At 42.5% G+C, this 19,634-nt stretch carries 21 protein-coding genes and 1 pseudogene; 7 read left to right on the plus strand and 15 right to left on the minus strand.

What is annotated here, in order from left to right:
- Positions 1-99: 99 nt before the first annotated feature.
- From QUB25_RS12465 to QUB25_RS12495, 7 genes are all read right to left on the minus strand, one after another.
- Positions 100-954: a PRTRC system ThiF family protein gene (locus QUB25_RS12465; protein WP_333183557.1), complete on the minus strand. Its 855-nt coding sequence runs from the start codon at positions 952-954 to the stop codon at positions 100-102.
- Positions 920-1,558 (minus strand): hypothetical protein, encoded by a 639-nt coding sequence (locus tag QUB25_RS12470; protein WP_333183558.1) that lies wholly within the window; start codon positions 1,556-1,558, stop codon positions 920-922. The genes QUB25_RS12465 and QUB25_RS12470 overlap by 35 nt, the downstream gene beginning before the upstream one ends.
- Before the next feature lie 61 nt (positions 1,559-1,619).
- On the minus strand, positions 1,620-2,327 hold the full coding sequence (locus QUB25_RS12475) for a hypothetical protein (protein WP_333183559.1): 708 nt from the start codon (positions 2,325-2,327) through the stop codon (positions 1,620-1,622).
- 70 nt (positions 2,328-2,397) lie between these two features.
- On the minus strand, positions 2,398-2,754 hold the full coding sequence (locus QUB25_RS12480; protein ID WP_333183560.1) for a DUF3768 domain-containing protein: 357 nt from the start codon (positions 2,752-2,754) through the stop codon (positions 2,398-2,400).
- Positions 2,755-2,835: 81 nt separating this feature from the next.
- Positions 2,836-3,627 carry a hypothetical protein gene (locus QUB25_RS12485; RefSeq protein ID WP_332946641.1) on the minus strand — a complete coding sequence of 264 codons (792 nt, stop codon included), beginning with the start codon at positions 3,625-3,627 and terminating at the stop codon, positions 2,836-2,838.
- Positions 3,627-4,091, minus strand: a complete 465-nt coding sequence (locus QUB25_RS12490) for a hypothetical protein (protein WP_333085764.1) — start codon at positions 4,089-4,091, stop codon at positions 3,627-3,629. The genes QUB25_RS12485 and QUB25_RS12490 overlap by 1 nt, the downstream gene beginning before the upstream one ends.
- A 10-nt stretch (positions 4,092-4,101) precedes the next feature.
- Positions 4,102-4,572 (minus strand): hypothetical protein, encoded by a 471-nt coding sequence (locus tag QUB25_RS12495; RefSeq protein WP_333183561.1) that lies wholly within the window; start codon positions 4,570-4,572, stop codon positions 4,102-4,104.
- A gap of 239 nt (positions 4,573-4,811) precedes the next feature.
- Between QUB25_RS12495 and QUB25_RS12500 the strand changes: the two genes are divergently transcribed.
- Positions 4,812-5,123: a hypothetical protein gene (locus QUB25_RS12500; protein ID WP_332946638.1), complete on the plus strand. Its 312-nt coding sequence runs from the start codon at positions 4,812-4,814 to the stop codon at positions 5,121-5,123.
- A 623-nt stretch (positions 5,124-5,746) separates the two neighbouring features.
- Here QUB25_RS12500 and QUB25_RS12505 read toward each other — a convergent pair.
- Both QUB25_RS12505 and QUB25_RS12510 read right to left on the minus strand, forming a co-directional pair.
- Positions 5,747-6,064 (minus strand): helix-turn-helix domain-containing protein, encoded by a 318-nt coding sequence (locus tag QUB25_RS12505; RefSeq protein WP_333183562.1) that lies wholly within the window; start codon positions 6,062-6,064, stop codon positions 5,747-5,749.
- Entirely contained in the window at positions 6,033-6,383 is a 351-nt protein-coding gene (locus QUB25_RS12510; RefSeq protein ID WP_333183563.1) for a hypothetical protein, read from the minus strand. Before QUB25_RS12510 ends, QUB25_RS12505 begins: the two co-directional genes overlap by 32 nt.
- Before the next feature lie 425 nt (positions 6,384-6,808).
- On the opposite strand from QUB25_RS12510, the gene QUB25_RS12515 reads away from it, so the two are divergent.
- Entirely contained in the window at positions 6,809-6,991 is a 183-nt protein-coding gene (locus QUB25_RS12515) for a hypothetical protein (protein WP_333183564.1), read from the plus strand.
- A gap of 43 nt (positions 6,992-7,034) precedes the next feature.
- Positions 7,035-7,610, plus strand: a complete 576-nt coding sequence (locus QUB25_RS12520) for a site-specific integrase (RefSeq protein ID WP_333183565.1) — start codon at positions 7,035-7,037, stop codon at positions 7,608-7,610.
- A gap of 35 nt (positions 7,611-7,645) precedes the next feature.
- Here the strand turns inward: QUB25_RS12520 and dnaB are convergent, their stop codons facing one another.
- The 5 genes and pseudogenes from dnaB to QUB25_RS12545 all read right to left on the minus strand — a co-directional run.
- The gene (gene dnaB / locus QUB25_RS12525; protein WP_333183566.1) at positions 7,646-9,001 is read right to left on the minus strand and encodes a replicative DNA helicase; all 1,356 of its coding nucleotides are present in this window, start codon (positions 8,999-9,001) and stop codon (positions 7,646-7,648) included.
- 116 nt (positions 9,002-9,117) lie between these two features.
- Positions 9,118-10,737 carry a hypothetical protein gene (locus tag QUB25_RS12530; RefSeq protein ID WP_333183567.1) on the minus strand — a complete coding sequence of 540 codons (1,620 nt, stop codon included), beginning with the start codon at positions 10,735-10,737 and terminating at the stop codon, positions 9,118-9,120.
- A gap of 1,129 nt (positions 10,738-11,866) precedes the next feature.
- A complete protein-coding gene (locus tag QUB25_RS12535) occupies positions 11,867-13,210 on the minus strand; it encodes a helix-turn-helix transcriptional regulator (protein WP_333183568.1) in 1,344 nt (447 codons plus the stop codon).
- A gap of 63 nt (positions 13,211-13,273) precedes the next feature.
- A complete protein-coding gene (locus QUB25_RS12540) occupies positions 13,274-13,879 on the minus strand; it encodes a Uma2 family endonuclease (RefSeq protein ID WP_333183569.1) in 606 nt (201 codons plus the stop codon).
- Positions 13,880-14,006: 127 nt separating this feature from the next.
- Positions 14,007-14,250, minus strand: a pseudogene (locus tag QUB25_RS12545) (zinc ribbon domain-containing protein); the annotation flags it as partial.
- A 248-nt stretch (positions 14,251-14,498) separates the two neighbouring features.
- Between QUB25_RS12545 and QUB25_RS12550 the strand changes: the two are divergent.
- Positions 14,499-15,899, plus strand: coding sequence for a transposase (locus QUB25_RS12550; protein ID WP_333183627.1), 1,401 nt, complete (start codon positions 14,499-14,501; stop codon positions 15,897-15,899).
- A gap of 29 nt (positions 15,900-15,928) precedes the next feature.
- Positions 15,929-16,264, plus strand: coding sequence for a XisI protein (locus QUB25_RS12555; protein WP_333183570.1), 336 nt, complete (start codon positions 15,929-15,931; stop codon positions 16,262-16,264).
- 136 nt (positions 16,265-16,400) lie between these two features.
- Here the strand turns inward: QUB25_RS12555 and QUB25_RS12560 are convergent.
- Positions 16,401-17,445, minus strand: a protein-coding gene (locus QUB25_RS12560) for an IS630 family transposase (RefSeq protein WP_333183628.1) whose coding sequence is annotated in 2 segments (ribosomal slippage) — positions 16,401-16,454 and positions 16,456-17,445 — 1,044 coding nt in all. Because the reading frame shifts where the segments join, the coding sequence is not laid out codon by codon here.
- A gap of 523 nt (positions 17,446-17,968) precedes the next feature.
- On the opposite strand from QUB25_RS12560, the gene QUB25_RS12565 reads away from it, so the two are divergent.
- Positions 17,969-18,145 (plus strand): hypothetical protein, encoded by a 177-nt coding sequence (locus tag QUB25_RS12565; RefSeq protein WP_333183571.1) that lies wholly within the window; start codon positions 17,969-17,971, stop codon positions 18,143-18,145.
- 81 nt (positions 18,146-18,226) lie between these two features.
- Positions 18,227-19,495, plus strand: a complete 1,269-nt coding sequence (locus tag QUB25_RS12570) for a transposase (RefSeq protein WP_333183572.1) — start codon at positions 18,227-18,229, stop codon at positions 19,493-19,495.
- The last annotated feature ends 139 nt before the right edge of the window (positions 19,496-19,634 follow it).

Here is a 19,634-nt window from a genome sequence, read left to right on the forward strand (position 1 = left end):
TCTCAGATTTTTCAGATGGGTATGAGGGCTATGTCCTTGATTTTATCAAGCTTTTGACGGGGTTGTTATCCCGTTAGGTGTAGCTAACCAGGATTTGTATCAAGTACAACTAAACTTTATGAGAGATGAACAACTGATAAATTCTGAGCGCATAGAACCAGATTTAAGGTTAAGGAAAGTGGCAAACTTACGCAAGTCCTTTGTCAAACTGAGGCGGAATAGATAGTCAGTAACGATTGAGGCAATTGTTTGATTAATTGTGAGACTCTGAGCGTTAAGATTAGCCAACTCAGCACAAGATAAATGGGTATTTCCCAATTCTTCAGGTCGCAATTCTATCAAATTGGGCCATTGTAAAACAGGAGAGGGAAGCGCTCCCATAATGCCTGTTTTCTTGAACTTATCCAGGTGCGGAGTTAGCTCTTCAAGGCTATTATGGCTGCCCAGTAGAATTTGACCGCTATCAAAGTTATTGCCAGCATCAAGATACCAGATTCTCGGAATCTCAGCGTGGCGGTTATTCTCTAGCGTTTTGCCCAAGGAACGGCGAGCAGCACTATTGTCAACGCAGCCAATGATAATTACCAAATCATTCCAGTATGATTTTACCAATTTGGGGTCAAAATAGTCAGGAATTGCACTAATTTCTAGCCCCCAGGTAAGATTGTAACGCAAGGCAAGAGTAGTGGCTTTATTCAGTCCAAGTTCAGATTGACAAAATCTCTGCCTCCCCAAATTTTTCCCTTCCACAATATCGGGATCTACAAAGGTAATATTGACATTTTTCCCAACTTGTTTGAAAACGTAAGCTAATCGTGCTAAACTTTCAGCTACATAAGAGCCAGTGCCGCCACAGCCAACGAGCCATAAGTGAAGGTGAGAGTAATCTTTGAGAAGGAGAGGTGTGGAATTTGCGTACTCAAAGTCGAGGTTTAAGGGAGTTTTGGTAAGCATCAGTGATAAAATGTGGCTCTTCAAATACAGAATTAGCTTTAATTAAGCTATAGTGTCCGAAAATTCCGATTCTCACTAAAATCTCAGGAGTCAAGGTATTAACTTTACCCAAGACTGCATAGAGGCGAAAACCCCGCTCGTCAGCATCATCTGTGCTGCTAAAGAAAGCAGACAATTCTGCGTGAGAGTGGCACTCAATTAAAGCAGTTGAGTAGGATGAATTGTCAAAAGGCTGGCAGCTCGTTCGTGTAGTCAATTGGACTGGAATTGTCAGTTGCCATTGATTACTACTGTCAAGGGATAGGTGAAATAAAATCTCTGTGAGATTGCCACTGCTATCTTTGGTGAATACAGCTTTTGTCAATATAGAAAGTAGCAGTTCTGATGGTACTAAACGAGTCTCAAGGTGCAAGTATGGTTCTATAGGTGGCAACCCTTTGATAGTATTGGGCGTTGAATTTGCAACAGGAATCATGGCCTCTAGTCCGGGGCGAACTGAACGCACAAACACGCCGTTAGAGGCTGTAACGTATTCGCAGAATACCCCAGTAGCAATGGGAGGCAAGGGAATAGAGGCATGAATGTGGTTAAAAAGTTTTAGCATTAACTTAAACTTTGTGTTGAACAATAAATATTGAGTACAGTCCCTACATAGAAGTTTTGATTTAGGTAGGGTTAGCAATCAATAGGAGGTGTTGCACTAAAGAGTCAATTGAAGGACTGTACCTCACTTCAACTAAATCTTTAACAGGATAGGTACGCCTTTTTCTCAAGGCTAAACTTTTCAGATGTTCTCTGACATCTTGGGGAAACTTTCGGCTTTTTTGGCTGGATAAGTCAGCATTGAAAGGAGTGGTTATGAAGCTCTGCCAAGCAATATCAATGGTTTGAGTTGAAGCAACAGGTGGAGTATTTTGTCCCCAGCAAATTAAACCGTTTGGATGGATGTTTGGTAAAGGAGTGTGGTAAGCTTTCGACTCTGGGTTGAAAGTAGCAAAATCAGTTGCAAATACCCAATATTGAGTGTTTTGTCCTACAAATACCAAGGCAGTTAGTGGAATAGTAATGGGTTTACTCTCATCAAATTGGAGGTTATATTGGGCAGGAGATATGAATTTTACTACCCAATTTCCTTGAGAGTTAGTTCCCCACCTTATGACTCCTGGGGGCATCCAATCCGTATCAATCGGCTCGTGAGAAAATGCAGTTCTCAAACTGACAGAGGAGAGTAGTTTGTAGTGTTCCTTTGTTCCTTCTCGATAATGGAACAGATATTGTTCTTTGATGAACAGTAATTCAGCATCAATTTCTGCTAGCTGTCGGGGAGCTGTTTGCAGAATTTCACGAAAGACTTCTCCTGACAAATGTTGCATAATAAATAACTTGAAATCGATAGAGGTTATGGAGCTAACCCGATAGGTAAGGTTAGCTCATGCTTGAAAATTAATATTCGTTCGACTGCATTAGGGTAGCAACTCTCCAAGTTTTGTCGGGGTCTTCTGGACATTGTGAACTAACTTCCTGATTTTCCAGCCATGCTTTCCTGTCAAAATAATCAATTTTGAAAAAATAGCTTTTACTGTCAAGTTGAATGCTAAGAAAATCTCGTTCTCCGTAGGGGTTGTTGCCAGCTTCAAAGGTGTTAAAATCTCTTAGTAATTGCAGTAAGTTTTGTTGCTGTTCGGGAAGAAGAGCTTTTACAGCTTGAGTAATCCGAATTTCACCAATTTTGGTATCTCCTTGACGTAATTGGTCATTAAGACGTGCAATTCTTTCGGCTGTTGTTAGAGTTTCAGTCATAATTAAGGCTTCAATTTCCAACAACTACAACCGCACTAGCGGTTGCTGGTTCACTCGTAATTATTCGGATTCAGGGGTAATTCAAATTGACAAGGTGCTTTTGTTCCAGAGTTCAAGAATTTGCTGAAAATGTCGATGGCGGTCAGTAGCAAGCCAGTCAATGACCTGTTGAGCCTGGGTTATTAATTCTTTAGCACTTTGCCATTGTTCTGATAAAAATATCAAGTTTTCGACTGTCCATTCTCCAAATTGATACTCGTGTTGAGCGCAGCCGTCAAGCCAAATATTACCCGTTGAGTAATTGAGGAAACTCAGTACAATTGGCATCCCTTTTACGGGAAATTCAGCCAGAGAGCAAAACTGTTGGAATTGCTGATGATTGATCCTATCTGGTGGTAGAATCTGAGAAAATGAAACTTCAAATTCTTGTTCATACCAATCTTTCATCTCATTTTCAGTTAGCCAATTTAGTCCTTCAGAACTTAGAGACAGCAGGATTTGCCATTCAGGAGCTAAGGAATCAATATCTTCATAGCTCAACCAATCCAACCCCCAAGACTCAATCAGGAGTTGGTCGAGGCGTTCTTCTTGTGCTATTTCTAATTGCCAGGGGCTGATCGGGATAAGTTCTGTTTCGTCAAGAAGACGGAAGAATTCTAATTCGCGGGGGCTATGATTATCAGGAGTATCCGAGTAAATAGAACTGGTACTGGTAGCAAATTCAGTTGAAAAAAAGTGCTGGTAAAGATTGAGAAGTTGAGCGCTATTGAGCGTTTGTCTGAGAAATTCAATCGCTTCAAGTGGCTTAGTTACTGGGTAGGAGTGTCGCAAAGCGGCAATGGCTTGCGACACAGACAAAATAGTTGCAGGCATTAAAAATTAAGAGGAATTTGGAGACAAGCAATAGCTGGCGCAAGTTGGAGTTTTTTGAGAGTGTCTCTAAATCGCTGTAGTTCTTGCTCACCCAGAGCGATCGCGTCAGAGAGTTCTTGAGCCCGACTTGCCAAGGTTAGCGGAGTAACACAACCGCTGATAGAGTCGCATTGCAGAGCCCAAGTGAGTTGGACAGCTTGATTCGGTTCTTCCGGTGCTGCGACAAGTGAGGGGAGTGGGGAATGGGGAGTGAGCAGTACGCATAGTTCTTTTTTCCAATCTTCTTCTACACCCTTTGTCTTGGCTTGTTTGATGATTTTAATGGGTTGACCTGTTTTTCGTTCAATTGTAGCGGAGCTTAATTCAGGGAAGTAAGGAAGTAGGACTTCTAGCAATTTTTCATCATTTGCAGTAATTTCGTTGGGCAGTTCGATTTGCCTGCCTTCATATTCTATTAGACTCATTGTTACCTCTTTAAAACAGGGGGATTTGTACTCCAGCTTCACCTTTGTTGACGGGGTGGTTAGCAGGATTTTGAAGATTTGGTTTGGCTTTTTTTCGGGGTTGACCAACAGAAGAACGAATTTGAGCGCTCACTTTTCGGTTAGGTAGGTTAGAGGCTAACCGCTGGAGCAATTCTTGTAAATGGTTTGGCCAAGCTCCAATCGAGTTTTCTCTAACTTGTACTAATAGTGGTAAGTCGTCATGGCTCGTTGCTGTAATTTCTACGATTCGCCCTTCTGGATGCCCCTCGTCTGGTCGCATAACAATGTGGATTTTGATTGTACAAAAATTGAATTCATAAGGTTCTGATTCTCCTTCATCAAGTAAGTCAGGACTCTGTGAAGTGTTCTCAGTTTTGTTGATGGTTTCACCCACTTTTTGAGTAGCTGAAAGTGGAATATCCTCTCCAGTTGGTTCGGAATTTGGTTCTATTTGGGTCATGGCTGGATTCGCAGTACAAGCAAGTGCAGCTTATTCTCAAAAATTGCCGCGATCGCGGCCTTGCTTTTAACGATCTATTTTTTGTAAATTTTTAACGGTAAGCGTGTTTCCCAAGAAATTTCTTAATTCCCATTAATTATCTGTCCGACAAGATGCGGTCGCACTTGTCTCTATTGATTCTTTGATTGTAATTGCTCAACCCCCTTGACAAGAAGACGAGATAGACATTAGATAAAGGAATGGAAAAACTACCCGGCTTAAAGCAACTATTGAACGAGGCAAAAGAAGCCTTGATAGTAGAGCTATGGCAAGAAATCCAAAAACTCAGCGCAACATTAGCCACCTACGAACCTTGCGCCAGAGCCATCTCCCAAAAAAACTCTTCAAAATTCCGAAGTATTGATAGAGAAGGAATATCTATTGCGCTCGCAAGCTATATTACTATTAGCCACATCTACGATTGCACAGCTATCAATCAGAGCATATTTACTTATGCAATTGTAACTATCCGTACAAATGCGATCGCTCTAGAGCGTCAATCAATACTATGATAAAAAGTTGTAGTTAGTAGAGAATCAGTAAAATATATAAAAAATTCTCCCAGCTATCAGTAGGTTCTGTCGCTGGGAGAAATCGCTGGAAAGTCGGTTATTCAACTAACGCAGGTATCTCGATTAATTCGATTTCAAACCTTCGCTGCATTCGCCGTTATTCTTTAGGCACAGTAGGCTTTGGTTGCATGTCAAAAATAATCACAAATGTGCGCGTTTTCACTAATCGCTGCAAAACCCGTAGATGATCATCTGCATCGTTTCTCTTACGAAATCGTGCCACAATAACACGCTGACAATTAGGAAGCAGGCTAATGATACACCACGGGTGCAATTTTTCAGAGTAGGTCATTTTAGTACCTCAGCAGTAAAAGTAACAGATTGTGCTCTTGTTTCATTGCTTGCCAAGACAGTAATTGAATAATCTTGTCAAAGACAGGTCACGGTGACATTGATATTTGACGAGGTTTGTGCTAAGACAAGCTCAAATTATCTTTTGATGCTGAAAAAGCTTGGTGTATGTATAGCAGCCACCAAAACTGTTGGAACAAGTCAGCAGTATATGATTGCGACAACGTATACAGTCGTTGCCCTGAACAGTCTTTCCGTTATACCCGCCACTATTAATCCAGGCTATTATCTTCACAATGCGGACACAGGAAAGCCACCAATGTCTCTGGAATTTCCTCAAAATGCTCCAGCAAAAAATCCATTAAAGCCAGATGACGCAAATCGACAGCAGTAGGAAATCTGCGATTTTTACCCGTTTTAAACCAACGCCGCACTGTAGAATCAGAACGAGAACAAATAAAAGCGATTTCCTCATAACTCACTCCCCACTTTGCATAAAACTGCCTCGGTGTCATTCGCAATTGGCATTGACTGTAAACTGCAATCAAATTGCGTTCTCTATCGGTCAGATTCTGCTGCTTTTTTATCATCCTCAAACTTCTCCAAATCTTCCTCCCAGGCAGTATCAAACTGACACCACTTTGCACTCTTGGAATCAGGAGTAAGGCAAATGATGTAGCACCACATCCAACAACGCTGACGCTGTTCGTAGTTGTAAAATTTGCCGATAACTATTCCCCAATCGGCTTCTTCGCCAACATCGGCCCAGCGCACCATCTCGCCACACTCAAAGCGCGGGGGATGAATTTTGGCAAAACTTGCAGGCAACTCAGTTGAAGGTGGTATATCCTTCAACTGTTTTAGTGGCAGGGCCGAAATCAAATCTCGCTTTCCTTTTGAGATTGACATGAGTTCTTAACTGTGCATCGACTGCAACAGATTTGTTTTGATAGGTTTTTAGGCCAATTTCTTGATAAAGAAATTGCAGCGCGATATTTCCTTAAATCAATCAATTGGAATCTATATTTGACGAACTATTCTCAAAGCCCAACTCTGGCTAGGCTATCAGTTTTTTGAGATACCGCCCAATCGCGTTGATGTCAAGTCCGGTTGCAGCAGACTTGTATAGTAAAGGTGTAGTTGCTTTCGTCAGCGAGGTGCGATGATCGACAAACGTCTCCAAATCGAACCACACCGGGAAGTAGAAGGACTATTGGAGAATATTGATGACTTGTTCTTCAGAATATAACCAGCCAGCAAAAAAGGTTGCAGGTAGAATCAAACAATAGTATAATTAGATTAGTTACTAATAATTTTCTTGGTGGCGCGATGTTATGACAGCCCTTGAACCTGTTACCTTCAGAGACCTCATCGACGCGATCGCTACCTTGCCGATTATCAACTTTTCCGAGAATTCGAGTCAGTTGAATAGCAATAAGCGGGAAGTGAGTTGCAATAAGCGCCTCCGATTGCCCAGAAAGCGATTAAGCCGGATTTGGTTGGCCATCAAAGAATAGAAGCCAGTTAGCCTACTTGACGTAAACTCCCTTTCGTCCAATAATGAAGGAATTTACCCTAAGAGGCTGCGCCGTGAAGGTTCAAGGGAATGGGCGCGCTAAGATTTTGACGCCCGCAGAAATTGACCGACTGTTTGACCGGGGTTTTATTACAGCAAGGGACAGGCTTTTGTTTGCTGTAACTTTTTACTGCGCCTGCCGCATTTCAGAGGCATTAGCTTTAACAACTCACGACATTGTTGGGGGGTCAGTCACGTTGCGAAAAGCGACGACAAAGGGGAAATCAGCAACGCGAACGCTGCCGCTCCATCCTATGCTGGCTAAGTATTTAAAGGCTTACAATCCAGATGCGGGTTTTTTGTTTCCGGGGCGAGACAATACGAAGCCTTTGACTCGCGCCGCATCGGATGTGATTTTTAAAGAAGCTTGCAAGCGGGTAAGAATTAAGGGGGCTTCAACACATTCGATGCGGCGGACGGCGCTGACTAATTTGAGCAATGCTGGGGTGCCACTGCGGGTGATTATGGAGATTTCGGGACACAAAAATTTGTCGAGTCTCCAGCGCTATTTGGAGGTACAGCCGGAACAGCTTGTCAAGGCGATTGGGCTCTTGAAGTAAGGCGACAGAGCTCAATATTTTCCTGTCCTTTAATATTACGGCAGTTTATAGATATTCCGAAACCGACAGCATTCAGCATCAAACAGCAACTTAACCGTTCCCGTTCCGCTATTGCGCCCTTTCAATCCAATAATTTCAGCCATTCCCCGATCGGGAGAATCAGGATTGTAATAATCGTCCCTGTAAACTCCAAGCACAACATCCGCATCCTGTTCAATTCCACCAGAGCCACGCAAATCCGATAAACTTGGACGCTTGTTCGTGCGAGTCTCTACCCCCCGATTGAGCTGAGAAAGCAGCACAACCGGCGCGTCAACCTCGCGAGCCAAAATCTTCATCTGCCGCGTAATTTCGCTAATTTTATTGACAACATTTTCATCCGCCGAATTCACCATTAATTGCAAGTAATCAACAATTACCAAACCCAATGAACCGCGCTCACAAACAAACTCCCTAACTCTGGAACGAATCTCCAAGGGAGACGGTTCCAAACTTTCGTCTATCCAAAAATCAGCATCGCTAACTTTCCCCAAAGCCGAAGCTAGCACTTCGTACTTACCAGCTAGGTTAACTTTCCTGATATCTTTCACCGACACCCCACTCTCAAGTGCCATTAGTCGCGCTGCCAAGTCCCGACCTGGCATTTCCATCGAAAACATCAAAACTCGACCGTTCGTGGGAAGGGAAGCAATGTTGTAGCCAAGGGCACAAGCCAAAGCTGTTTTGCCGCTGCCGGGGCGACCTCCTATGACAATCAATTCACCTCGGTAAAATCCCCCTCCCAAGAGGTCGTCGAGGTCGTAAAACCCTGTGCTGATTCCAGGAAAGTAGTTAGCAGTCTCCAAGCGCTCTTCCTCAATTTCATCTAGATATCGCCAAAGCTCCCCGCAGTATTCCGAAAGAGGCCGAATAGCTTTTTGCCGCTCTTCTTTGTACTTATTGAGGGCAAAAATCTTTTCCTCGGCTTTATTTAGTATCGCATCCAATTCGGTGGAAGTCTCGTAGCCAAGCTGCACGATGTCATTGCCAACTTTGATGAGTTCGCGCCGGACAAACTTGTCCACTACTAGCAAAGCATATTGGTCGATGTTGACGGCTGAAACAGTTCGGTCTACCAGCATTACCAGTTTGGTTTGACCCCCTACTACTTCCAGCAGGTTGTGGTCGTCGAGGAAGGTGGTGATGTTCATCAAATCTGTGGGCTGCTCCTTAGAGTGCAGCGCTAAAGCGGCCCGATAAATGTGTTGGTGGACTGTAATTGCCAATGCTTCGGGACGCAGAATATTTGCGACTCGTTTAATTGCGATTGGGTCAATCAGAATTCCGCCTAAAATTGCTTCCTCTGCATCAATGTTGCTCGGCATAATTTTGTCAACTAAACTGACTGCCATATCTGGTATTCTCCTTTGATATTGTTGTTAATTGAACTGTTTTCAAAGTGACCTAAAGGGTTATAAGCTGTCTATATGGGTTAAATCATCACTGTTTTCACAGCTAAGCTAAATAACTAAGTAGTAGATAATTTGTTGAAAATTTGTTTTACGTGCTGAGGAAATCGCTGCATCCACTGCAAGTAAATTTGCTGCTGAATACCTAGCGCTGCAAAAGCTTCTTTGCCTAGTTGCTGGAACTGTTCGCATAACGTTCGGTGAGTTTCTAATGGCATATAATGAGGGTCAACATAATCCTCAGTTATTCTTGTTGTCTGTGCAGAAGAAGAATCTTTTGGAGTTGGAGAAGAGCCTGTTGAAGCTGGAGACGAAACAACATTTGTTGGGTTCAAGTTTTGAAAACCGTTAGTTTTTTCCCACCAGCGACCGCGTAAACAATCAACGACCCACCCTGAAGGGTTGGATATTTGCTTTGTTTGGCTTCGGACTTGCAGCAAGTTTATGGCGGCTTGAATTTCGTTTAAGCTGTGCTGGAGCACACAAATTTTTAATTCGGGATTCATGCCTCCTGTGGCTCGCGTAACGGCTTCGACAATTTCAGTTGCATCGGGATTGGCAATTGCAACCGCTTCGATAATTTCAGTCGCATCAGGATTAGTAATTGGAACGGCTTTGACAATCTCAGTCGCATCGGAATTGGCAATTGCAATGGGTTCGACAGTTTCAGTTGCATCAGGATTGGCCATTGCAATTGGTTCGACAATTTCAGTTGCATCAGGATTGGTAATTGGAACAGCCTCGACAGTTTCAGTCGCATCGGGGTTGGCAATTGCAACCGCTTCGACAATTTCAGGAACTTGGGGAGTAACGGGCGAAGATATTTCAGAACTTAACGGAACAGCTTTATTGGTAGGTATTGGTGATTGGGCGGCAAAGATTGTTGGATTGTCGAGGCTGTTGAGTTCTGTCAGCAGTTTTTGCGGGGGTTTAGAGGTCAAACCTATTTGTTCTGGAGTGCAAGGCATTGCCACATCTACTGTCTGACTGTTATCTGAATTAATAGTCAGACATTCAGCGGTTGGGGCGGAACATTTATTTTCAGTAGAGGTTTTTAGTTCTTGTTCTGAATTTTTATTTAATTCAGTGCTTTTAGATTTGATCCCAGTTACGAGCTGTGGTTTTTTATCTGGTGATGTTAAATTTTCTTCCTCTTGAGAAAAATTTAAAAAAACAGCAGCAACATTTTCAGTGCTTTGCTGTTCTTTTTTATCTTCTGTAAAGAGTACGGCACCATCAGGGTTTGAACCCCCTGTTTGCTCAATTTTTGGCTGGTTCAGTCGATTTTTTGACGGATTGCTCAGTTTTTGGAATTTTGAATTGGTGTGAGTGAAGGGGCGAACGTCGCCCAGGTGCTGCACTGCTATGCGGAAAATGCCACACCCGTAGTTTTTGAGGATTTTAACCAAGCCGAGTTTTTCGAGCTGTCTGAGGGCTGCCCGCCTGGTGTTGGGGCTGTAGGGCTTGCCGTTTCGGACTCTTGTGGCTCGTTTTTCGCCCAAGGGGATGCAATGGATGTCGATTTCCTCTGGTTTGCCACCGATGCAGGTTCTGTACAGGTAGAGGGCGAGTTTGACGGCGCTGGGGGTAGCGCCTTCTAGTATGTCGGCTAGGGCTTCATAAATTGCGGCGTGTCGGGCGAATGGCGGTTTGTGCCAGGTAGTTGTATCTGCAACCATTTTTTGTTCCGGGGTAAAAATGAGCGTAAATGTCCCTTCATGCGACTGTGACAGCCGCAAGGTTTGCCAGAGCGGTTGTTGTGAATTTGACCGCGGGCTATTGAGCGCGAATGCAGCGCTCGCTGCACTCAACAGGATTTCAGGTTGGCTTCAACAACCAGGTGTGGTAGTTGCGCCGGAACTCGATTCATAGCGCCGTCGCTTGAACTATCGGCAAACTTTAGCGAAGCGGTTTTAAGGTCTTGTACTTTTGCGATCGCTTTTTTGTAGCGATGCAGTTGTCCTAAATCCAGCAGTGTTGAGACTGACCGCCCTGCTAAAAGATGAGAAAGGGTGCGCGACTATTTTTTCAATCCTGCCAGACCAGCCGATACGGGATTTGGTGGCGAATCAGTCTAATAAGACTGATCAGAGTTGTTCTAAAGGCTGAAAACTTTACGTGGTAAGAGTTTCAAAAATGACTTGTCGCGGCATTCTAGAGGTTTTGTCGCGGCATTCTAGAGGTTTTGTCGCGGCATTCTAGAGGTTTTGTTCTAACGGTCAAACTTATATGGGGTATGGATTTGAGAGCGATTTTCAATACCTATTTTTTTTAGAACAAGTTTCAGAACAGCCCGAGCATTCTTTGCTGAAAAAAAAACCAGCCGGGAAAGGTGGGTTTGTAGGGTCGCTTTGGTGAGAGTTATGTCCTGGACACACGGGTGGTCATCACCTAGCCCTGTCTGGCGTGTTAAATCTGAACCGGAGAAAAAGGATAAAACCGCTATTTCACGTTCGGGTTTTTGAGACTTCGATCAAAAAAAATTGTTTTTCGGAACTTGGACTCACAATCAAAACGCTGAAACTTAGTAACCTCGTTCCTCACGCCAGACAGGGCTAGTGGTCATCACCTGAGTTTGATGGACGAGAATACAGAGGCTACAGCCCTTGAACCGGGGAAAAAACTAAGGTGATGGCGATGTTAGTCAAGCTCTGCTTGCTGTCGCTGTTTGAGCGTAGAATCCCCGTCTCTTGACTAGCGGGGAGTATGTCAAATTAGGACTAAGGCTAAGCATCATCAGGATAGAGGCTCTTCAGGGGGGGTTGCCTCTACTTTCACACCGTATATTGAGGCTGTGCGTAAGTCCTGTCAATCTGGAATGCTTAACAGATGCCAGATTTGGGATTCTAGTTCTGGTGCTGGGATTCGCTCCCCACGTTCCAACATAGATACATAACGCTGCGACATCCCTAGCCAACCTGCTAATTGTGCTTGACTCCAACCTTTGGCTACCCTTGCTTCTTTTATCTCATTGCTTGTCAGTTTAGGCTTGGGAGATTCTTTCATGCGGGGCCCAAGCTGTTTGAGTTCAGCCTTGGTTGCAAGCAGTTTGGCGATAGGTACTGGCGGATGGATAGTAATTTTGGCTGCCAACAGCGTGTCAAAGTATCCTATTTTTTTTCGATACTTGCTACCAGGTCTCAGCCATTCTGGGTAAGTCTCTTCGTCAAACTCGATCTGAAACCCTCGCTTGAGTTTCAGCAGCACTTCCAGGGTGCGATTCCAGTTCTTTGTCACCTTGTAAGTTTGTTTACGGTCTGACCGAGCTAGATCGATTACCGTTTGGGGTAATAGCGCTTTTAGGAGTGTCTCCACTTTGTAGATGCCACTGGTGTGGAATCGGCTTTCCATCGTCAGATGAAGTGCTAAGCGCAAAGCCATTTCATCATGGTAGGCGTCAATTTTGAGAATGTCCTGAGCTAAATAGCCAAACTGATACAACGCTTCTTTGGCGAAGTAACCTGCTTTGTTCAAGAAGGCATGAGTCCAGAGTCCCGGTTGGACGGTTATGTAGATTTCATCAGGATGCTCTATTTTGCCCTCCAGATTCTGCTGACCTGTTAGCTGAATTTGAACATTCCACATTCGCGAGGTGTCAACGCTGGCTCTAATTCCACCTTTTCTGTGCTTGCCTTCAACCCATGTGGCTTTGATTGCTAAGCAACCCAGAGCATACGCAGTTTTAGCTATTTCATTGAGTTTTTGATATACTGGCAAGTCTGTACGTTTATCCCACCCCATTTCCTTGATTAAGTCACTGCCTTCGAGAGTGAATAAGCTTTTCCACGGCTCTTCTTGTCTCATAATGTGAGCCGCAAAAATCAGGTGCAATTTGGCAGCAGTTAGCCCAAATCTGTCAATAATTTGCATTGCCTCGTCTAAAGGCAACAGCGTGATGTCGCCGGGGCTGGCAATGTAATGCTCAATGATGTTGTTGGGGTTGCCCTTGGCTCGGTGTTGGAAGTAGCCGACACCTGAAGGGTATTCTTGCCACAAGTCTGTTCTGAGTTGTGCGTGGAGGCTGGATACCATAGGAGGGGGTGTCGCAACAGGGGCGATCGGTCTATTATGGTACAGACGAGGTTCTGTAATCGGTTTGTCTGGGGTATCTCTAACTTCAGCCAGACTTTCTGAGCTGGTGCTGTCACTCATAGTTTTAGTCAATAGTTAGAACCTAGTATTTTAATCACTGGATTTTTAATAAATTCTAGAATTTTAAGTCGGCATAATGTCGTCAAGTTGCAATTGTAAATTGGGAAAGAGGTAAGAAGAAATCGGCTCTCCCAAGCGATATTGTTGCTGCTGGTAAACTCCATCAATCAACTGGCAGACCGTGAAAGTAGGTTGCTTGGGATTGCCGATAAATTGCAAACCCCCCAAGCCTCGAAAGTCCACAATCCAATATTCTGCAATCTTCAAAAAAGCGTATTCTTCCACTTTTCTTGCATAATCATCTTGCCAATTAGTGCTGACAACTTCGGCAACAAGCTTAATTGTACTATCTTTACAAATCACTGGTTCTTTTTGCCAAAGGGGTTCACTACTAAGTTCTGCTTTATCTAAAACAACTACATCAGGACGCAGTGCTGTGGCCTCAGCGTATAGGGGTTTTATTAAACAAGTTTTTGGAACCAACCAATTGAAATTACCACGAAAAATTTCTACGTAAATTCTACCAGCAATACTACCTGCAACCGCTTCGTGAGGACCAGTAGGTTCCATGTCTCTGAGTTCTCCATCAATGAGTTCATATCGTGTATTATCCCCATATAGGGCAATAAACTCCTCAAAGCTAAGTAGTTTGGATGGGGTGTATGTCATAGGTTATTTTTTAATGGGAGGTAGCTTAATTAGAAGTTTTGTGGGGTAGGGAGTAGAGTTCTGTTAACTTTATTATACTTGTTCGATTGCATGACCGCCTTCGAGCTTTTGACACTCCCCGCTCTCTCATAGACGGGGATTCTTCATTCATAGACTCAACTTGCTTGCGACAAGATTGCTCCAATCAGAGTAGAGGTCGGATCTCCTGAAGCGTTCGGGTTTAAGACCCAAGTTCCGGTATGCCCTACCGTACTCAAGGCTAATTTCAGGATGTTGAGCGCAGCATTCCAGTCTCTATCCAAGACAAACCCACACCCGCAAGCGTGAGTTCTCATTGATAGAGATTTCTTCACTACCGCACCACAGTTAGCTAGCCAGACGGGAAACCCCACACTATATCGCTTCGATTAGTGTGGGATGAGAGGCGCGTGAGGTGAGGATTCCACCGTCAACCAATTCAAAACTATGTTTTGAGAGGTGGGCGGGTGGATGACGAGACGAACAAACTCTTTATTTAATGAGTTAATCTTCTTTGTTAATATAATTATTTAATTGCTTGACACGGTGCAGTGTTTTCTGGTATTTTTGTACTTAATAAAAGCGTAAAGATCGTAACGCAATAAAGACAACATACCAGTATCAGTTTTATTCCGATACCAATCAAAAATTAACCCTCAACCACTGGTTGAGAATCTGTCGCTATTGGTACAATCGGCAGTTAGGTGATCGATTTGACTGGTGGGAAATGAACCGCACGACTGTGAATGCTTGTCCGTTGATTGTTAGCATCTCTGCGCCTCGTGAAAAGCCCAACTATTACTCGCAAAAACAACAATTGCCCGTCATCAAGAAAGACTTGGTGAAAGTTTTCCACAGTGGCGAGCTGTTGGACTTTAAGGAGGTAGATTCAACCATCCTACAAGATGTTTCTAAGCGAGTAGATAAAGCCTTCGAGCGATTTATAGTAGGTAATAGCAAGGGTGGGAAATCGGGTAAACCCCGATTTAAGACTGAAGCAGATTACCGAACGATGACATTCTCTACGGCTAACAACGATTGGATTAAATTGGTTCGCAAGAATTGGATTTATATTCGATTGCCGAAACTAGGGGTCGTAAAAGTTCGGACGCACCGTCCAATTCCCGACGGATTTATCCTTAAGCAAGCTAGTGTAACCAGGAAGGTTGATGGTTGGTTCATTCAATTAATACTGGAAGACTCTTCTGTCCCTAGCTTTGTACCTGACAAAGTTACCCCAAGCTGGGATAATTCAATGGGTTTGGATGCAGTGCTTCATGAAGATATTTACTTGGCAACGTCTTCAGGCGAGAAGCTACCATCATTAAAACCGCTTCGCAAAAACCAAGCTAAGTTAGACCGCATTTCAAGGAAACGAAACAAACGGAAGCGCGGTTCTAAAGCTAGACGCAAGCTAGCCAAAAAAGAAGCAAAGCAGCACCAGAAGATAGCTCGTTCTCGCCAAGATTTCCATTATAAGACTGCTCACAAGCTTGTGAGGTCGGGAGCTAAATTCTTTTTTTATGAAGATTTGAATTTAAAAGGTTTGACTAAACGAAATAAAGTCAAACAAGATGATGCTGGGGTTTATCTTCCAAACGGTCAATCAGCCAAATCAAGACTGAATAAGTCTTGGTTGGATGCTGCGTTTGGTCAATTTTTCAAGACGCTGGAATACATAGCCGAAAAAGCTGGGTCAGCAGTCATTTCGCAAAAACCTGCTTACACGTCAATGGTTTTATGCTATCGGAATGAAATCATTTTCACCGATTGCGGTATCCGAAACTATTGGGATGAGCAACATTCTTTAATGGTAGATCGCGACGTGAACGCGGCGATTAATTTAAAGAAACTGGGGTTAGACATTTTCCCCAGTATAAAACGCCGTGGCGGGAATCTTTCTGTAGTAGGAACTATAGATGACAGTACCGCGAAGGAAATTTTGCACACCCTTTATCGGGCTGCAAAGACGCCTACACCATACTGTACTCAGTTGGTGTAGGAGTTGTCACAAAAAATAGAGGTTCAACAATGGATAACTTAACGGATAATGCAACCACATACCGAGAAATTGTCAAACAGGTAATCGGGAAATATGCCCAATTAAAGCCTTCTCACGGAGAGATCCGACTTGATCCCGTGTTTGACGAAACTCACGATCGCTACGCCTTGATGCAAGTTGGTTGGGATCGGGGGCGGCGAATCAGAGGAAACCTCATTTATATCACGTTGGAAGCTGGTAAAATCTACATTGAATATGACGGTATGGAATGCGGCATTACCCAAGATTTAATTGAGGAAGGCATTCCTCAAAACGATATCATCTTAGCTTTTCTGTCACCCGATCAAGTCCTTGTTGCCACATAAAACAATGCCGGTCGTGCTAAGCACAATACAAGTAGTGTGCATCAGGGAGAAAATTATCGCTGTTAGCCAAGGATTTACAACTGACGCACCCTACTAGCTAGCCCTAGCTATAGCGTTCCTAATTGAGTTGTGAACACTAACCATACATATAAAGTTTGGGAAATCCAAATATTTGACGATAAGCGAAAAAACATAAATAACCTTTTTACTATGGTAAAAGATTTACAGCGATAGGCAAATTTTCTCAAGAGATTCTTTCCTTGTAACCAAATATCTTCTACTGGATTTTGTTCGGGGGCATTCGGGGCAAATAAAATACAATTTATTTGCCATTGTTCGGGAGATTTTCCGTCATTTACTAATTCTAAATATTCTCTTAATTCTTGTGACTTATGATAGGTGGCTCCATCCCAAATAATTGTCATTCTTGAGTTGGGGCGTTGTTTTATCAAATATTTTAAAAAGCTAATTGTCTGAGCTGAACCTCCTTTTTCATAGGGTTGTACTAAAAATTCTTTATTTCCATAATCTAATGCTCCATAATAGGTTTGTCTCTGTTTTTGATTGGTCATTTCTACTTCTACTCTCCCAGCGCTTTTTCCCCAAACATACCCACATAAATCTCCCCACAATAAATGACATTCATCTAACATGAACACACATAACTTACCTTGTTTTATATCTGACTGCCATGTTTCTAAATACTCGTTAATTTCTTTTTTTTTAGATTCTACCAATTTGGGGTTTCCTTTAGAATTCTTCTTTTGGGACTTTTTCCAACTAATCTTAGCTGATTCAAATAAAGAATAGTAACTCTGTTGTGATTGATAAATTACTCCATATTTGGATTCTATGTAGATAGCTAGTTCTGCCCAATCCCACATTTCTCTCTGACTTAACCAGAGAATTATTTCGGCTTTTTCTGATTTACTTAAATAGCCATGCTTCCCTTTGTACCCCATTCTCAGCTCTTTCACTCCCCCAATTGAAAATTTATTATTCCATTTACTAATAAATTCCAACGAAACGTTTAACTGTTTGATAATTTGACGATAAGATAGCCCTGAAAAACTCCATTTAACTACCAATGCTCGTTTAATTTCTCGCGCATCTGAAGTTGATTCAATAAAATCATCTAACTCTAACTCTTGCTTTTTGCGATCGAATACCTGGCTATCCATTTTGGCAATTCTCTGTTTATTATGCTTTTTATATTTTATCACATGGGTGTTCACAACTCAATTAGGATTGCTATATATGACTTTACCAATCTAGCTCTTGCCGAAGCATTGAGCGCAGAGGAATTACATAATGTTTGATATTTTAAAATCGTGGCTATCATCTTTAACACCGATTCAATTTCAAAAATATACTGCGTTTACTACTACTTTATTTATATTAATTACTGTAATTAGATTTATTTATGACTTGAATAAAGATAGAATCAAAATAATAGTTACATTTGAACGTGAGCATGATAGCTTGCCAGCAATATAACAGCCTTTAATAAATTATTTTTTGCTTAAAGTTATAAATAAAAGCTATAATCCTGTCGTAATTAATGAAATTGGAGTGATTACCCAAAGCGAAACAATTAATTTGGTAGATATGCCTTGGATATTTACTCACCTAAAAGAGGATCAAGGGGAAATTCTGGGAAGTCTCGAATAGGTAGCGATTCCTGGTACAGTGAATCCACAATCTATGGGGATAGCTCTAATTTTATTTTCTAACTTAGAAAAAGCTTATAAAAATATCAAAAAAGAAGGAGAAAAACTGTTGTTGGAAGACCCTGGATACCTGCGAACAGTTAATCTTGTCACTACTTATGAAGAATTGATGAAGCCGAATTCGTATTGTAAAACTTCGTTGAGTTTATAAGCAATTATAAACAATAATGGTATCATATCGCTATGAGTGTTGAACAAGAAATACGCACAGCCCAAAGAACGGAAGTCTCAAATGCAGCTAACAGAGAGGCACATCATTAAATCAACGGAACATCGTTTCGTCCAGATTGACGAATTAGCTTTCAAGTCCAAAAACCTCTACAATGCCACCAATTACGTCATTCGTCAGAGTTTTATTTATGGGTGGGGCTATGTCAATTACAACGAAATGAACCGATTGATGAAGTCTCACGAAGCATATAAGGCTTTGCCTGCTAAAGTAAGTCAGCAAATCTTAATGGTGCTAGACAAGAATTGGAAATCGTTTTTTGAAGCCGTTAAAGTTTACAAAGCTGACTCTTCAAGATTCACGGGTAGCCCAAAATTGCCAAAGTACAAAGATAAGACTAAAGGGCGAAACCTTCTCGTCTACACGATTCAAGCAATTAGCAGCCAACAGTTGAAGAAAGGAGTCATTAAACTTTCCGGCACTGAACTTTCAATTAAAATTAAACTCAATCCCAACCAGATTTGTCAAGTTCGACTGGTTCCGAAATGTGATTCCTATGTAATTGAGGTGATTTATGATGAACAGGAGTCCACCATCAGCAATGCCAACTCTGTAGCTAGTATTGATTTGGGGCTGGATAATTTAGTGGCGTTAACTTCAAATCAACCGGGATTTATCCCTTTGTTGATTAACGGGCGACCATTGAAATCGATTAACCAGTTTTACAACAAGCGGAAAGCACGATTGCAATCCCAGTTCAAAGGGAATCGCAAAACTTCGCCCCGCATTCAGCGCTTAACTCGCTGTCGCAATCAAAAAGTTGATAATTACTTACATCATGCTAGCCGTCTAATTATTAACCTTTTGCTCACCAAGCAGATTGGGACGCTAGTAATTGGCAAGAACGCGCAGTGGAAAACCGAAATCGAGTTAGGGAAGAGAACCAATCAAAACTTTGTTAGTATTCCTCACTCTCGATTAATTGAAATGTTGGAGTACAAAGCTCGGTTGGCGGGAATCACAGTAATTATGCAGGAAGAATCCTACACGTCCCGCTCCAGTTTTTTAGGTTTAGACCCAATTCCTGTTTATGGAAAAACAGAAAAAGAGCCTGTGTTTACTGGTAAGCGGATTAAGCGGGGTTTGTACAAAACATCGACTGGTCAGTTGATTAATTCCGATGTGAATGCTTCGTACAATATTCTCAGAAAAGCAATCCCAAATGCGTTCAGCAATGGGATAGGGAGCTGCGTAGTTCAGCCAAGGCGGGTCGATCCGCTCAAAGTAAAAGTGAAAGGGGAGGGGCTTAGCGCCTCCCATGTCATGCAATAAATGACTATACTTTTACCAGCTATAACACCAGCACTCAAGTGCTGAGAGTCAAACCTTATACAGTGATTACTACAGGTCAGCGTTTTATTGGCAAAAAAACAAAGATTCAATTAGGAAACCTTCATACATCTGTGCAAGC

Origin of the sequence: Microcoleus sp. B3-D7 (assembly GCF_036705305.1) — a bacterium.
In the GTDB taxonomy this organism is placed as follows: Bacteria; Cyanobacteriota; Cyanobacteriia; order Cyanobacteriales; family Microcoleaceae; genus Microcoleus.

Coding starts and splice junctions, on each gene's coding strand:
- QUB25_RS12465 (WP_333183557.1), bottom strand. CDS start 954: ATGCTTACCAAAACTCCCTTAAACCTCGACTTTGAGTACGCAAATTCC.
- QUB25_RS12470 (WP_333183558.1), bottom strand. CDS start 1,558: ATGCTAAAACTTTTTAACCACATTCATGCCTCTATTCCCTTGCCTCCC.
- QUB25_RS12475 (WP_333183559.1), bottom strand. CDS start 2,327: ATGCAACATTTGTCAGGAGAAGTCTTTCGTGAAATTCTGCAAACAGCT.
- QUB25_RS12480 (WP_333183560.1), bottom strand. CDS start 2,754: ATGACTGAAACTCTAACAACAGCCGAAAGAATTGCACGTCTTAATGAC.
- QUB25_RS12485 (WP_332946641.1), bottom strand. CDS start 3,627: ATGCCTGCAACTATTTTGTCTGTGTCGCAAGCCATTGCCGCTTTGCGA.
- QUB25_RS12490 (WP_333085764.1), bottom strand. CDS start 4,091: ATGAGTCTAATAGAATATGAAGGCAGGCAAATCGAACTGCCCAACGAA.
- QUB25_RS12495 (WP_333183561.1), bottom strand. CDS start 4,572: ATGACCCAAATAGAACCAAATTCCGAACCAACTGGAGAGGATATTCCA.
- QUB25_RS12500 (WP_332946638.1), top strand. CDS start 4,812: ATGGAAAAACTACCCGGCTTAAAGCAACTATTGAACGAGGCAAAAGAA.
- QUB25_RS12505 (WP_333183562.1), bottom strand. CDS start 6,064: ATGATAAAAAAGCAGCAGAATCTGACCGATAGAGAACGCAATTTGATT.
- QUB25_RS12510 (WP_333183563.1), bottom strand. CDS start 6,383: ATGTCAATCTCAAAAGGAAAGCGAGATTTGATTTCGGCCCTGCCACTA.
- QUB25_RS12515 (WP_333183564.1), top strand. CDS start 6,809: ATGACAGCCCTTGAACCTGTTACCTTCAGAGACCTCATCGACGCGATC.
- QUB25_RS12520 (WP_333183565.1), top strand. CDS start 7,035: ATGAAGGAATTTACCCTAAGAGGCTGCGCCGTGAAGGTTCAAGGGAAT.
- dnaB (WP_333183566.1), bottom strand. CDS start 9,001: ATGGCAGTCAGTTTAGTTGACAAAATTATGCCGAGCAACATTGATGCA.
- QUB25_RS12530 (WP_333183567.1), bottom strand. CDS start 10,737: ATGGTTGCAGATACAACTACCTGGCACAAACCGCCATTCGCCCGACAC.
- QUB25_RS12535 (WP_333183568.1), bottom strand. CDS start 13,210: ATGAGTGACAGCACCAGCTCAGAAAGTCTGGCTGAAGTTAGAGATACC.
- QUB25_RS12540 (WP_333183569.1), bottom strand. CDS start 13,879: ATGACATACACCCCATCCAAACTACTTAGCTTTGAGGAGTTTATTGCC.
- QUB25_RS12555 (WP_333183570.1), top strand. CDS start 15,929: ATGGATAACTTAACGGATAATGCAACCACATACCGAGAAATTGTCAAA.
- QUB25_RS12565 (WP_333183571.1), top strand. CDS start 17,969: ATGGGGATAGCTCTAATTTTATTTTCTAACTTAGAAAAAGCTTATAAA.
- QUB25_RS12570 (WP_333183572.1), top strand. CDS start 18,227: ATGCAGCTAACAGAGAGGCACATCATTAAATCAACGGAACATCGTTTC.